This window comes from Oscillospiraceae bacterium NTUH-002-81 (assembly GCA_032620915.1).
Lineage (GTDB): Bacteria > Bacillota > Clostridia > Lachnospirales > Lachnospiraceae > JAGTTR01.
On record CP136052.1, the window covers coordinates 1,887,979 to 1,903,005 of the forward strand.

The 15,027-nt window shown below is 55.0% G+C and carries 12 protein-coding genes and 1 pseudogene; 11 read left to right on the forward strand and 2 right to left on the reverse strand.

Translation table 11 applies throughout. The features are described from left to right. Window positions 1-40 precede the first annotated feature (40 nt). Both RJD28_09105 and RJD28_09110 read right to left on the reverse strand, forming a co-directional pair. Window positions 41-838: an ABC transporter permease gene (locus RJD28_09105; protein WNV56529.1), complete on the reverse strand. Its 798-nt coding sequence runs from the start codon at window positions 836-838 to the stop codon at window positions 41-43. Beyond that, window positions 831-1,598, reverse strand: a complete 768-nt coding sequence (locus tag RJD28_09110) for an ABC transporter ATP-binding protein (GenBank protein ID WNV56530.1) — start codon at window positions 1,596-1,598, stop codon at window positions 831-833. The genes RJD28_09105 and RJD28_09110 overlap by 8 nt, the downstream gene beginning before the upstream one ends. Before the next feature lie 164 nt (window positions 1,599-1,762). On the opposite strand from RJD28_09110, the gene RJD28_09115 reads away from it, so the two are divergent. From RJD28_09115 to RJD28_09165, 11 genes and pseudogenes are all read left to right on the forward strand, one after another. After that, complete coding sequence (locus RJD28_09115; GenBank protein ID WNV56531.1) at window positions 1,763-2,419, forward strand: epoxyqueuosine reductase QueH; 657 nt, start codon at window positions 1,763-1,765, stop codon at window positions 2,417-2,419. An 18-nt stretch (window positions 2,420-2,437) separates the two neighbouring features. After that, window positions 2,438-3,830, forward strand: a pseudogene (gene argH, locus RJD28_09120) (argininosuccinate lyase). Window positions 3,831-3,955: 125 nt separating this feature from the next. Continuing rightward, a complete protein-coding gene (gene asd / locus RJD28_09125) occupies window positions 3,956-5,041 on the forward strand; it encodes an aspartate-semialdehyde dehydrogenase (protein ID WNV56532.1) in 1,086 nt (361 codons plus the stop codon). A 194-nt stretch (window positions 5,042-5,235) separates the two neighbouring features. Then, window positions 5,236-6,267 carry an ABC transporter ATP-binding protein gene (locus RJD28_09130; GenBank protein WNV56533.1) on the forward strand — a complete coding sequence of 344 codons (1,032 nt, stop codon included), beginning with the start codon at window positions 5,236-5,238 and terminating at the stop codon, window positions 6,265-6,267. After that, entirely contained in the window at window positions 6,268-7,131 is an 864-nt protein-coding gene (locus RJD28_09135) for an ABC transporter permease (protein ID WNV56534.1), read from the forward strand. 9 nt (window positions 7,132-7,140) lie between these two features. Continuing rightward, window positions 7,141-8,589, forward strand: a complete 1,449-nt coding sequence (locus RJD28_09140) for a GldG family protein (GenBank protein ID WNV56535.1) — start codon at window positions 7,141-7,143, stop codon at window positions 8,587-8,589. After that, window positions 8,586-10,091: a DUF4340 domain-containing protein gene (locus tag RJD28_09145; protein WNV56536.1), complete on the forward strand. Its 1,506-nt coding sequence runs from the start codon at window positions 8,586-8,588 to the stop codon at window positions 10,089-10,091. Before RJD28_09140 ends, RJD28_09145 begins: the two co-directional genes overlap by 4 nt. A 167-nt stretch (window positions 10,092-10,258) precedes the next feature. Beyond that, the gene (locus tag RJD28_09150; GenBank protein ID WNV56537.1) at window positions 10,259-11,326 is read left to right on the forward strand and encodes an aldose epimerase family protein; all 1,068 of its coding nucleotides are present in this window, start codon (window positions 10,259-10,261) and stop codon (window positions 11,324-11,326) included. A 20-nt stretch (window positions 11,327-11,346) separates the two neighbouring features. After that, window positions 11,347-12,048 carry an ABC transporter ATP-binding protein gene (locus RJD28_09155; protein WNV59587.1) on the forward strand — a complete coding sequence of 234 codons (702 nt, stop codon included), beginning with the start codon at window positions 11,347-11,349 and terminating at the stop codon, window positions 12,046-12,048. Next, complete coding sequence (locus RJD28_09160; protein WNV56538.1) at window positions 12,041-12,844, forward strand: hypothetical protein; 804 nt, start codon at window positions 12,041-12,043, stop codon at window positions 12,842-12,844. Before RJD28_09155 ends, RJD28_09160 begins: the two co-directional genes overlap by 8 nt. A 2-nt stretch (window positions 12,845-12,846) precedes the next feature. Next, on the forward strand, window positions 12,847-15,006 hold the full coding sequence (locus RJD28_09165; protein ID WNV56539.1) for a DNA topoisomerase: 2,160 nt from the start codon (window positions 12,847-12,849) through the stop codon (window positions 15,004-15,006). Window positions 15,007-15,027 lie beyond the last annotated feature (21 nt).

Below are 15,027 nucleotides of genomic sequence, written 5' to 3' on the forward strand. Positions count from 1 at the left end.
CACGTTTTTTTATTGTCGCCGGGGCTGGCCTGCATGGGGATTACTGCAGTTTCTGACAGTATTTTTCCAGCAGGCTGATCATCGTGTAGAGCCCCATGGCGATGATGCACAGGATGACGATGGACAGGATGACCCAGTCCAGCTTGAACACCTGGCTGCCGTAAATGATGAGGTATCCCAGCCCCTGTCTGGCACCGATGAATTCCCCGATGATGACGCCCACCAGCGCCAGACCGATGTTGATCTTGGAGGTAGAGAAGAAGACGGGGACGTTGGCGGGGAGGATGACGCAGCGTAGAATGTCCAGTCTGCCGCCGCCCAGGGTGCGGATCAGTTTCTGCATGTCAGGATCCACCTCCCGGAAACCGGTGTACAGACTGATGATGGTGCCGAAGATGGCCACGGAGATGCCTGCGGTGATGATTGTTCGCATGTTGGCGCCCAGCCAGACGATGAGCAGCGGAGCCAGGGCGGATTTGGGCAGGCTGTTGAGCACCACCAGGTAGGGTTCCATGATCTCGGAAAACTGCCGGGACAGCCACAGAAGGACTGCGGCCAGGGTGCCGATGACCAGCACCAGCAGAAAGCTGATGAGCGTCTCCGCCAGGGTGATGCCGGTGTGCAAAAAAAGGCTGCCATCCCGGCACATGGACAGGCAGGTGCGGGTCAGACGGCTGGGACAGCTGAAAATAAAGGCATCGATGCGGCCGCTGTCGGCAGCGATCTCCCACAGGCACAGGAATACTACCAGAAGGGTGATGCGGGAGGCCGAGATCATCCGGCGGTGTTTTTGCTGTTTTTGAAGATAAGCGGTCTGGGCAGGGGAGAGGTTAGTCATAAGCGTTCAGCTCCTTCCAGATTTCGTTGAAATATTCTTTGAATTCCGGGGCACTGCGGCATTGGAAGGGCGTGCGGTTCTCCATCGCAAAATGGACGGGCACCACCGCGCGGATGCGTGCAGGCCGTTTGCCAAGGACGATGACCCGGTCGGCACAACTGATGGCCTCGGACAGATCATGGGTGACGAGAATGGCCGTTTTCTGCTCCCGGCGGATAATGGTGGCAATGTCGTCACAGACGGTAAGCCTTGTCTGGTAATCCAGGGCGGAGAACGGTTCGTCCAGCAGTAGAAGCTCCGGTTCCAGCACCAGGGTGCGGATGAGGGCCGCCCGCTGGCGCATGCCGCCGGACAGTTCGCTGGGACGGGCATTGCGGAAGGGGGCCAGTCCATACTGTTCCAGCATGGCTTCTGCCCGGGCCAGAGTTTCTTCTGTACATTTTCTGCGGATTTCCAGTCCCAGGATGACATTGCGGTAAATGGAACGCCACTCGAACAGGTGATCCTTCTGGAGCATGTAGCCGATGCGCTCCCGCTCCCGGAGGACCGGGTTGCCTTTCAGCGTGATTTCCCCGGCTTCCGGGGCAAGAAGGCCGCAGATCAGGTTCAGTAGGGTGGATTTGCCGCAGCCGGAGGGGCCAACAATGGCGACAAATTCCCCCTCTTTTACGGAAAATGATATATCAGACAGTGCCGGGGTCTCTCCCTCGGGACTGTGGTAAGAATAACGGACGTCTGTAAGATTCAGGAAAGCATCCATAGACGGTATCCTTTCCGCTGGTTTCTATTTATAGTATGAAAAAACAGGGAAATCGTGTGTTTGTGATCCCAAGCAGGGCGGCCGGAAGGATTTTTTCTTGCAGAGCCCCTTTTCCTGACGTATAATAAAAAGCACTGAAGCGCCTTTGCGGGAGGAGGGATGTTATGACGAAGCGAAATTATCAGAAGGAGCTGGATGCGGTCATCGAACAGGTGACGAAGGAGGGGCGGGTGCCAAGCCTTTTGCTGCACAGCTGCTGCGGCCCGTGCAGTTCCTATGTGCTGGAATATCTGTCCCGGTATTTTGCCATCACGGTGTTTTATTACAATCCGAACATCTATCCCCCCGAGGAATACGAGCATCGGGTGAAGGAGCAGCAGCGGTTTATCGCGGAATGCACCTTCGACCACCCGGTACAGTTTGTGGCCGGGGCTTACGAGCCGGAACTCTTTTACGATGCGGTGCGCACGCTGGAGGACTGCCCGGAGGGCGGGGAGCGCTGTTTTGTGTGCTACCGGCTGCGCCTTGCCGAGGCGGCGAAGCTGGCGGACGAGCTGGGATGCGATTATTTTACGACAACGCTGTCCATCAGCCCCCACAAGAACGCGGCAAAGCTCAACGAGATCGGGGAGGAGCTGGCCGGGATTACCAAGGCCAGACACCTGCCCTCGGATTTTAAAAAGCGGGGCGGCTACAAGCGTTCGGTGGAGCTTTCCGCGGAACACGGCATGTACCGGCAGGACTACTGCGGCTGTGTTTTTTCCAAGAGAGAGCGGGAACGGCAGCAGCAGGAGAAAGCGCAGGAAAGAAACGAATCATAAAACAGGAGGATCAGACATATGGCACAGTTATGGGGCGGCCGTTTCACCAAAGAGACGGATCAGCTGGTTTACAATTTCAATGCTTCGATTAATTTTGACAAAAAGCTTTACCGGGAGGATATCCAGGGAAGCATTGCCCATGTGACGATGATGGCAAAGCAGGGCATTGTCACAGAGGAAGAGAAGGAAGCCATCATCGGCGGCCTGCAGGGCATTCTGGCGGACGTAGAGAGCGGTGCGCTGGAGATCACGGAGAAATACGAGGATATTCACAGCTTTGTGGAGGCCAACCTCATTGACCGGATCGGGGATGCGGGCAAGAAGCTGCACACCGGAAGAAGCCGGAACGACCAGGTGGCCGTGGACATGCGTCTGTATGTGCGCAGACAGGTGCAGGAGACCGATGAGCTGTTGAAGGAGCTGCTGGAGACGCTGCAGAAGATCATGGAAGAGAACGTGGAGACGTATATGCCGGGCTTCACCCATCTGCAGAAGGCCCAGCCCATCACCCTAGCACTGCATATCGGCGCGTATTTTGAGATGTTCAAGCGGGATCGCTCCCGTCTGCACGACATTTACCGCCGGATGAACTACTGTCCGCTGGGAGCAGGCGCCCTGGCAGGCACCACCTATCCGCTTGACCGGGAATATACGGCAGAGCTTCTGGGCTTCTATGGCCCCACCATGAACGCCATTGATTCCGTGGCAGACCGGGATTACACCATTGAATTCCTGGCAGCCCTGTCCACCATCATGATGCATCTGAGCCGTTTTTCCGAGGAAGTGATCATCTGGAACACCAACGAATACCGGTTTGTGGAGCTGGATGACGCCTACAGCACCGGCAGCAGCATCATGCCCCAGAAGAAAAAACCCGGATATCGCGGAGCTTGTCCGGGGAAAGACCGGCCGGGTGTACGGCGCCCTTATGTCCATGCTCACGGTCATGAAGGGACTGCCGCTGGCGTACAATAAGGATATGCAGGAGGATAAGGAGATGACCTTTGACGCCATTGACACGGCCAAGGGCTGCATCCACCTGTTCAACGGCATGGCCGCAACGATGAAATTCAACAAAGATGTGATGGAAAAGAGTGCAAAAAACGGGTTCACCAACGCCACCGATGCGGCAGACTATCTGGTGAATCATGGCGTGCCCTTCCGGGATGCCCATTCCATCGTGGGCCGTCTGGTGCTGTACTGCATCGACAAAAACTGCGCCATCGAGGATCTGTCCATTGAGGAATTAAAGGCTATCAGCCCGGTATTTGAGGCGGATGTGTATGATGCCATCAGCCTGAAAACCTGCGTGGACAAGCGGCTGACCATCGGCGCACCGGGCAAAGAAGCCATGGAGCAGGTGATCGCAGCCAACCGGATGTATTTGGAAGCGCAGGAAAACTGGGATTAAAGATGCCTGAGGAATAAAAAAGGGTTGCATTTTTCCGGATTGTGGTTTAGTATCTTATGAGAAAGACAGATGTCTTTGTAAGAGAGACACGCAGAGGATATGCGAAACGAAGAGGAGATTGTGAAATGAGTGAGAAGCTGAAAGTTGGAATTCTTGGAGCAACCGGTATGGTGGGCCAGCGTTTTATTGCCCTTCTGGAGAATCATCCGTGGTTTGAGGTGACGACCGTGGCAGCCAGTGCCAGAAGTGCGGGAAAGACGTATGAGGAAGCGGTCAATGGCCGCTGGAAGATGGATACGCCCATGCCGGAGGCTGTGAAGAAACTGTCGGTGATGAATGTGGCAGAGGTGGAGAAGGTGGCTGCATCCGTTGATTTCGTGTTCAGTGCCGTGGACATGACAAAGGAAGAGATCCGTGCCATTGAGGATGCCTATGCGAAGACCGAGACACCGGTGGTATCCAACAACAGCGCCCACCGCTGGACACCGGACGTGCCCATGGTGGTGCCGGAGATCAACCCGGAGCATTTCGAAGTCATCCCGTTCCAGAAGAAGCGTCTGGGCACCACGAGAGGCTTTGTGGCAGTGAAGCCCAACTGCTCCATCCAGAGCTATGCGCCGGTGCTGACCGCATGGAAGGAGTTCCATCCGACCCAGGTGGTGGCAACGACCTATCAGGCCATTTCCGGTGCCGGAAAGACGTTCCAGGACTGGCCGGAGATGGTGGGCAACATCATCCCTTATATCGGCGGCGAAGAAGAGAAGAGCGAGCAGGAGCCCTTACGTCTGTGGGGAAAGATCGAGAACGGACAGATCGTGAAAGCGGCAGGTCCTCTCATCACCACCCAGTGTATCCGGGTACCGGTGCTCAACGGCCATACCGCGGCGGTGTTTGTAAACTTTGAGAAAAAGCCGTCCAAAGAGGAGCTGATCGACCGGATGGTGAATTTTAAAGGTCTGCCCCAGGAGCTGGCACTGCCCAGCGCACCGAAGCAGTTCATCCAGTATCTGGAGGAGGACAATCGTCCCCAGGTGGTGCTGGATGTGAATTACGAGAACGGTATGGGCATCTCTGTGGGAAGACTGCGTGAGGACGCACTGTTTGATTACAAGTTTGTGGGACTGTCCCACAATACCGTCAGAGGTGCTGCAGGCGGCGCCGTGCTGTGTGCAGAGCTTCTGAAAGCCCAGGGATACATTCAGGCAAAGTAAAACGTATCTGTAAAGCAATAGAATAAGGGTGGAATACAAAAGAAAAGGGTGAACTTCGGAATTTCTTTCCTGATCGGGGGAGAAAATCCGGGGTTCGCCCTTTCACAGTTTTTTCAAAAAGTTTTCACAGATTTTCCCAAAAGTGAACACAAATGCCCTGTATAGTGAGGGGAGTGTAAAAAGGAGGAAACAGCGTGATAGAAGTTCGTGACCTGGTAAAGAAATACGGTGACCACGTGGCAGTGGATCACTTAAGCTTTACAGCAGAAAAAGGAAAAATATACGGCTTTCTCGGGCCCAACGGCGCGGGAAAATCCACGACGATGAATATGATGACAGGATATCTGGCCAGCACCTCAGGGGAGGTGCTCATTGACGGGCATGATATTTTGAAGGAACCGGAGAAGGCCAAGAAGCATATCGGCTATCTGCCGGAGGTTCCGCCGCTGTATATGGAGATGACGCCCTACGAACAGTTACATTTTGCGGCGGAGCTGCGGGGCATTGCCAGGGGAGAACGGGAAGCCTGTGTGGTACAGGTCATGCAGGAGACGGGGATCGAAGAGATGGCAGATCGGCTCATCCGCAACCTGTCCAAGGGTTACCGGCAGAGAGTGGGGCTGGCACAGGCGCTGCTGGGAGATCCGGATATCCTCATCCTGGATGAACCCACGGCCGGGCTGGATCCGCTGCAGATCACGGAGATCCGCACGTTGATCCGCAGGCTTTCCAGCGAACATACGATTATTTTGAGTTCCCATATTTTGTCCGAGGTCAGCGCGGTGTGCGACGAGGTGCTGATCATTTCTCATGGAAAACTGGTGGCCAGCGATACGCCGGACAATCTGGGTCATCTGCTGACCGGGAAAGAGACGCTGCACCTGAAAGTAAAGGGAAAGATAGCGGACGTGGAAGCGGCGCTAAAAAACATCAGCGGCGTACAGCAGGTAACGGCAGAGCAGGAAGGGGATCTCACCAGTGTGAATGTACAGTTGAAGGGAAGACAGAGCACCGGCGGACAGGCGAAGGCTGGAAAAGATGCACAGCAGTCAGGTAGCGATGCAGCATCCACGGAGAGCAGGACACCAGATGCTGCGCGGGAAGCCATCTTTTACCGTCTGGCAGAGAAACGGTTGCCTATCTACGAGATGGAAAGCGCCCATGCTTCTCTGGAAAAGGTGTTCCTGGAGCTGACGGAAGACGAAACAGAAAAGGAGGCGGAATAAATGCTGGCAGTATTCAAACGGGAGCTTGCCTCCTATTTTCATACGATGACAGGATATATTTTCATGGCGTTCCTCTTTGTGGTGGTGGGCATTTATTTTTCCGCCTATAACCTGAGCTATCAGTATTCCCTGTTCGGCTATGCGCTGGTGTCGGCGGCTTTTGCCATGCTCATCACTACCCCCATGCTTTCCATGAAGGTGCTGGCGGAGGAGCGGCGGCAGAAGGTGGATCAGCTGCTTCTGACGTCCCCGGTGCCGCTGTATCAGATCGTCCTGGGCAAATATCTGGCCATGATCACGGTGTTTGCGGTGCCCATGCTGGTGTTCTGTCTGTATCCGGTCATTCTGTCCCGGTACGGGGAGGTGGCCTGGGCCCAGACGTACGCGGCGATCTTGGGATTCTATCTGCTGGGCTGTGCCTGCCTGGCCATCGGCCTGTTCATTTCTTCCCTGACGGAAAATCAGGTGATGGCGGCGGTGTTAAGTTTTGGCGTGTTGTTTCTGTTTTATATGATGAGCGGTCTGAAAACCCTCATTCCCAGCACTGCTTCGGCTTCCTTCCTCATTCTTACCTGCGTGCTGCTGGCAGTGGGCTGGATCCTGTACCGGATGACCCAGCGCTTTCTGCTGCCCCTGCTTTTCTGCGTGGTGGGAGAGGCTGTCATGGCAGGCGTTTATCTGACCCATGCGGCACTGTATGAGGGACTGGTACAGAAAATCATGGATATTTTTGATATTTCTACCCGGTTTTCCGGGCTGACGGACGGCATGCTGGATGTGACGGCCATCGTGTATTTCCTGTCCGTCATTGCGGCAGGGATTTTCTTAAGTATCCAGTCCATCCAGAAGAGAAGATGGAGCTAGGAGGGAAAAATGAAGAAACCAGTATTTGAAAAAATCAAACCGCTGTTTCAGAAAAAAGGGAAGGAATCGGTCCATGGCTCTTACAGTGCAGGGTATACGGCACTTTTTCTGGCGGTGCTTCTGATGGGCAACCTGATCGTTTCCAGACTGCCCTCCAAATATACGAAAATCGACTTGAGTGGCTCCGGCCTGTATTCCATCGGTGACCAGACCAAGGCGGTGCTGGATGGGCTTTCCGAGGATGTGACGCTGTATCTGGTCTGCCAGGAAGGGAATGAGGACAGCACGGTGACCCACCTGCTGGAGCAGTACGCCGAGAACAGCGATCATGTAACGCTGGAGACGAAGGATCCGGTGAAGAGCCCCACCTTTACGCAGACGTACACCACGGATCAGGTGGCGGACAACAGTGTGATCGTGGTATCCGGCGACCGCAGTAAGGTGATCTCCTATGCGGATATTTATACCGGGGATTATGATTATTCCACCGGCGGCTATTCCTCCAGCTTTGACGGTGAGGGACAGCTCACCAGTGCCATCGCCTATGTGACCACCGACGATCTGCCGGTGCTGTACGTGGTAACCGGCCACGACGAGGCGGAGATCAGCTCCACCGTGCGCAGTACCATTGAAAAGGAAAACATCCGCCTGGAGGATCTGAACCTGATGACGGACACCGATGTGCCGGAGGATGCGGCGGGCCTGTTCCTGTACGCGCCCATGAGTGATTACTCCGAGGAAGAGGCGGCCAAGATCATCGCTTATCTGGAAAAAGGCGGGAAGTCGCTGATCATCAGTTCCTATACGGAAACCGAGCTGCCCAATTTCCAGTCCATTTTAAGCGCCTACGGGATCCGGACCGGGGACGGCCTGGTGCTGGAGGGCGATCCGGCACACACCCTGTCTCAGAATCCCCTGTATCTGGTGCCGGAGTACGGAGACAGCAGCATTGCCTCCAGCCTGGAAAGCGGAAAAAAATATGTGGCGGTGCCCATCGCTCAGTCCATCGAGACGCTGGAGGCGTACCGGGACAGTCTGACCATGACGCCGATCCTTGTCACCTCGGACAGTTCCTATGAGAAAGCTGACCTGCAGAACATGGAAAGCTATGCCAAAGAGGCGGAAGATCAGGAAGGCCCCTTCACCATAGGTATGGAGGTGACGGAGCAGCTGGAGGATGCTGAGACGAAGATCATCTATTATACCACGGAGGGTATTCTGGATGACACCATGAACCGGGCGGTGGCCGGCGGCAACATGGAGCTTCTGGCAAATTCCCTGAGCGATATGGCTGACCATGAGACGAGTGTGTCTATTGCGGCCAAGAGTCTGGATGCCAGCTATCTGACGGTGACTTCCGCTGCGGCAAATCTATGGAGTATTGTGGCAACTGCCGTGCTTCCGCTGGGCGTGCTGATCCTGGGCGGCGTGGTCTGCTACAGAAGGAGGAAACGATGAAGAAAAGCCGATTGCTCATATGGGCGGCGGTGCTGGTGCTCTGTACCGCCTGCTATGTGCTCCTGGGCAAAAAGAGCAGCAGTGCAGAAACAACAGACAGTGAGGAAACCGACGAAGAGACGGTGCTGGCTGTCCCGTCGGACACCATCACAGGATTTTCCTTTGTGGTGGGAAAAAATACGTACAGTTTTCTGAAAAACGATGATACATGGAACTACAGCGGCGATCCGAATTTTCCCGCAGACGCGGATAAGATAGAAAATCTGCTGTCTGCCTTTTCGGAGGTAAGTGCCAGCCGGGTACTGACGGATGTCAGTGACCTTGCCCAGTACGGGCTGGAGGAACCGGCCAACACCATTCACCTGACGGACAGTGAGGGCGGTGAGTATGTGCTGCACATCGGCAACCTGAACAGCTCCACCGGGGACTATTACGCCTACACGTCAGATGAGAAGACGGTATATACCATCGACAGCACCATTCCGCTGGATTTCCAGATCGGTCTTTATGATCTGGCAAAGACGGAGAGCTTCCCGTCCATTGACTCCACCGAGGTGTCGCTGGTGGAGGTGACCTCGGAGAACGGCCTGTTCTCTGCTTATCAGGACGCATCCAGCAACACCGGCTGGCTTCTGTCAGACGGCAGTCGAGTGTACGAGGGAGACGACAGCAAGCTGTTATCCCTGCTGGATGAACTGGGCAGCATCAGCTATCAGTCCTGCCTGGAATATGACTGCCAGAATCCGGAGGCATATGGGCTGGATCACCCGATTGCGCGGATCCGCGTGCGCTATACGGAAGTTTCTGCCAATACGTCTGTGGCATCTTCTGAGGATCCGTCTGCGTCCGGTGAGAACGGAGATGCTGCCGGTGGGAATTCGGAAGACGGAGAAAACCCGGCGGCGGAAGAAACAACAACCGGCGATGCTGCGGGCACAGAGGTGGTGTTCCTCATCGGCATTCAGGACGAAAGTGGACGATACTTTATCCAGCGGGAGGGCACCGGGGAAGTGCATACCGTCCTGGCTTCTGCCCTGGCAGATTTTCTGGATGTGGATGTGACCTCCTACCGGAGCCTGGCGCTGGCACCGCTGTCCATGGAGCAGGTGGCCAGCCTGACGCTGACTTATGAGGGAAAGCAGTACACCTTCGAGCAGCAGGAAACAACGGCCCAGAACGACGGCGGGGAGGACGTGACGTCCTATACCTGCACCCGGAACGGCAAAACCTTTGATGCGGACACCTATCAGGACTTCTTTAAGACCGCTAGGGGCATGAACGCCCAGAGCTATACCGATGCGTTCCCGGATACCGATGCGGTGTGTGTCATCCAGTTTGCACAGACAGACGGCAGCGGACGGACCGTATCCTATTATCCGTATGACGACAATTTCTATCTGGCGCTGGTCAGCGATGACGGCCAGGACAGTGCGGATGCGGCACTGGTCAACAAGATGGATGTATCCACCCTGCTTGCCCAGGTGCAGAACGTCATCAAATAAAATCAAATGAGGGAAAAGCGCTTTACCGGGAGAGGGAACGAAACAACACTTTCGTTCCCTCTCTTTTTTGTGGTATAGTGAGAATACAGTAGAAAAATAAGCGACGTCGAAGACGGCATTTATTTTTCAATGTATTCTCAACGAACGAACAATGGAAAGGAATACTTATGGGAATTGAGACGAGTTTTTTCGGAAAGACAGCGGGCGGAGAGATCGCCAGACTTTACCGCCTTTACAATGATTATATGGAAATGACTGTGACAGATTACGGCGCCTGCCTGGTGAATGTGTGGTTCCGGGATAAGAGGGGGCGTTTTCAGGATATTGTCTGGGGCTATGACACCCTGGCGGAATATGAGGAAAATGAACCGAACCTGGGAGCCATCATCGGCAGAAATGCCAACCGCATCGGCGGTGCGGAGGTGACCGTGGGCGGCGTGTCCTATCCGCTAGAGCACAACGATGGGGAAAATAATTTACATAGTGGCAGTCACGGCTACCATAAACGGATGTGGGAGGCCTGGACGGATATGAATGACGGCGAGCCAAGCGTGACCTTTTTGCTGAAAAGCCCTCACATGGATCAGGGCTATCCGGGAACGGCGAAGATTTCCGTCACCTATACGCTGACCACGGACAACAAAATCCGCATCGATTATCAGGCAAAGGCGGATCAGGATACGGTATTTAATTTTACCAATCACAGTTACTTCAATCTGGAAGGACAGGAGAGCAGTAGCGTGATGGATCATGTGGTGACCATTTATGCGGATGCTTTTACCCCGACAGATAAAGCATTGATGCCCACCGGCGAGGTGCGAAGCGTGGAGGGAACGCCCATGGATTTCCGGACGGAGCACCGGATCGGGGAGCGGATCGACACAGACTATGAACCGCTGGTGACAGCCGGTGGATACGATCATAACTGGGTGCTGGATGAAACACCAGATGGTACGGCTGACGGAGTACGCCGGGCTGCCTATGTATACTCGGACAACAGCGGCATTGAGATGGCGGTGGACACCGACCTTCCGGGCATCCAGATGTATACGGCCAATTTCCTGGATCAGGAAAAGGGAAAGGACGGGCACGTATATCCGAAGCGCTCTGCGGTCTGCTTTGAGACCCAGTATTTCCCGGATGCCAACCATCATGAGAATTTTCCGGGAACCATCGTGAAAGCCGGGGAGACTTACCGGACAACGACGATTTTCAGCTTTGGAAGAAAACAGTAGGAGCGGGAACTGCCGTGGGAATGATTGACGTATTTCACATTTCAAAAGAATACTCCGCCGGGAGAGGGATTTTTGATGTGAGTTTTCAGGTGGAGCCGGGAGAGGTGTTCGGTCTTCTGGGCGCCAACGGCGCGGGAAAGACGACGACGATCCGCCATCTGATGGGATTTGTACATGCGGATATGGGAGAATGCTTCATTGGTGGAAAGAACTGCTGGGATGAGGCGGCCCTGATCCAGAAGAAACTGGGCTATCTTCCGGGGGAGGTGTCGCTGCCGCCCCAGATGACCGGCGTGCAGTTCTTAAATTTCTGTGGAAAAATGCGGGAGCTGAAAAGCCAGCGCCGCAGAGACGAGCTGGTGGAACGCTTTGATCTGGATCCGTCTGTGAAGATCCGGCGGATGTCCCGGGGAACGAAACAGAAGCTGGCCATTGTGTGTGCCTTTATGCACCGGCCGGATGTGCTCATTCTGGATGAGCCGACCACCGGGCTGGATCCCCTCATGCGCAGCCGGTTCATTGAGCTTCTGCTGGAGGAGAAGGATATGGGGCGGACGATTTTCCTTTCCTCCCATATTTTTGAAGAGATGGAGAAGACCTGTGACCGGGTCGGCATGCTGGTGGGTGGCCATCTGGCAGCTGTGGAAACGGTGCCGGACGGAAAAGAACAGCGGCTGGAGGATATTTTCATGCACTATTACGGAGGAGAGGAACATGCTTAGTTATCCGCTGCTTATGCAGTCTTTCCGGGAGATCCGGAAGAACTTTCTCATTTTTGCGGCGCTGATGCTGGGCGGGACGGCCCTGTGGTTTGGCATTTATCATCCGGGCATTACGGATACGCTGCAGGCGCTGACGGCGTCCCTTTCCCCTCAGATGCTGGCGGCCTTTGGTCTTGATTTTTCCAGAGGCTCCCTGACGGAATTCGTTTCTTTTGGCCTGTTCGGCTTCTTTTTGCTCATCCTGCCGCTGGGGTATGAGGTGATGGCTGCCAGCCAGCTCATCGCTTCCGGCATTGACAGCGGCATTTTTGTATATCTGATCGCCACCCCCAATGCCCGGGCCACCATCGCCTGTACCAGAGGGGCGTGTCTTGCGGGAAGCACAGGGCTTTTGTTCCTGTTGACAGGCATCTGCGGGGAAATCTGTGCCGCGGTGCAGTTCCCGGGGCAGCTGGATGAGCCGGTGTTCTGGCAGCTGCTGGCAGGGTGTTTTTTTCTGCATGCGCTGCTTGGCGGCATTGCGTTTTTTGCCGCCTGTCGGGGGAAAAATATGCGGACATTTGTGCTGTCGGGGGCCGGGATCCCTGTGGCCTTTCTGCTGCTGCATATGCTGGCAGCCACAGGTGGCATGTGGGGGATTCTGCGGTTTGGCACCGTATTTACCCTGTTTGATATAGAAGCGATCCTTGCCGGGGAAGGCATCTGTTTTCTGTACATGGCGCTGCTGTGTGCGGGAGCGGTGGTGCTCTACGCCCTGGGAGTGAACAGCTTCAGAAAGAGAGATTTGGCAATATAATTATGGCAAAAGCATTATATATCGCAGAGAAACCCAGTGTGGCCCAGGAGTTTGCCAAGGCGCTGCACGTCAGTGGAAGAAAGGGAGACGGGTACATCGAGTCGGAGGAGGCGGTGGTGACCTGGTGCGTGGGCCATCTGGTGACCATGAGTTATCCCGAAGTGTATGACGAAAAATTCAGGAAGTGGAGCCTGGCGACACTTCCTTTTCTGCCGGAAAAATTTCTCTACGAGGTCATTCCGGGGGTGAGCAAACAGTTCAATACCGTGAAGAATCTGCTGACCCGGTCGGACGTGGATACGATCTATGTGTGCACCGACTCGGGACGGGAGGGAGAGTATATCTACCGACTGGTGGAGCAAATGGCAGGCGTTACAGGAAAAATGCGGAAACGGGTGTGGATCGATTCCCAGACGGAGGAAGAGATCCTGCGGGGCATCCGGGAAGCAAAAGATCTGTCAGCCTATGACAATCTGGCTGCTTCCGCTTACCTGCGGGCCAAGGAGGATTATCTCATGGGCATCAATTTTTCCCGGCTGCTGACATTAAAATATGGCAATTCCATTGCCAGCTATCTGAACACCAAATACACCGTCATTTCCGTGGGGCGGGTCATGACCTGTGTGCTGGGCATGGTTGTCCGCCGGGAGCGGGAGATCCGGGAATTTGTCAAAACGCCGTTTTATCGGGTGGTGAGCCGGATGTCGCTGACGGGCCATGCCATCGAAGGGGAATTCCGGGCGGTGGAGGGCTCCCGGTATTACCAGTCGCCCCTGCTTTATAAAGAAAACGGTTTCAAAAAGGAAGAGTCGGCGAAAGCACTTATCGGGGAGTTGACCGGGGCAGATAGCCGCATTCCCGATGCCCAGGTGCTGGAAATCTCCAGAAAACAGGAGAAAAAGAACCCGCCGCTGCTGTACAATCTGGCGGAGCTGCAGAATGAGTGCTCCAAACTTTTGAAGATCAGCCCGGACGAGACGCTGCGGACGGTGCAGGAGCTGTATGAGAAAAAGCTGGTGACCTATCCGCGAACCGATGCCCGGGTGCTGTCCAGCGCGGTGGCGAAAGAGATCAGCCGCAACTTAAACGGCCTCTCCCGATTTGGAGAGCTGGGGGCCTTTGCATCGGAGATTCTGGCGGAGGGCAGCTATAAGGGCATCGGCAAATCCCGGTACACCAACGATGCCCAGATCACCGATCACTATGCCATCATTCCCACCGGACAGGGACTGGGCGCTTTTGCGGGGCTGAATGCCCAGGCACAGCGGGTGTATCTCATGATCGTCCGGCGTTTCCTGAGCATTTTCTATCCACCGGCGGTGTACCAGAAGGTGAGCCTTACCACGGCCATCGACGGGGAAAAGTTTTTCTCCGGATTTAAGATGCTGTTATCCGAAGGGTACTTAAAGGTGCTGGGCAGACGTCCGGCCCAGGAAAAGCCTTCCGAAGAGAAAAATGCCGGTGAAAATGGTTCCGGGGACAAGGCTTCGGAGGAAGAAGAAAATATCCAGGGGGATACCGTTTTACAGGAAGCATTGAAGAAGCTGAAAAAAGGCGACAAGATCCCGGTGGATGGGCTGGATATCCGGGAGGGGGAGACCTCCCCGCCGAAGCGGTACAATTCCGGTTCCATGATCCTGGCCATGGAAAATGCCGGGCAGCTCATTGAGGATGAAGAGCTGCGGGCCCAGATCAAGGGAAGCGGCATCGGCACCAGCGCCACCCGGGCGGAAATTCTGAAAAAGCTGGTGAACATCAAGTATCTGAGCCTGAACAAAAAGACCCAGGTGCTGACACCTACCCAGTTGGGAGAAATGGTGTTTGATGTGGTGCGGGCGTCCATCCGTTCCCTGTTAAACCCGGAGTTGACCGCCAGCTGGGAGAAGGGGCTTACCTACGTGGCCCAGGGAGACATCACCGAGGATGAATATATGGGTAAGCTGACCCATTTCATCGTCAGCAGAACCGACGGTGTGCTGGGGCTGAACAACCAGTACCAGCTGCGGGCCTGTTACGATGCGGTGGCACCTTTTTATAAGGAAGCCTATAAAGGTACGGGAAGAACGACGCGGACGACGGGACGGGCAAAAGCCGCAGCCGGGACATCCAGAGCGAAGGCCGGTTCAGCCAGAGGCAGGGCGAAAAAGACGGCTGCGGAATAATCATTACAGGAAGTTCGGAAA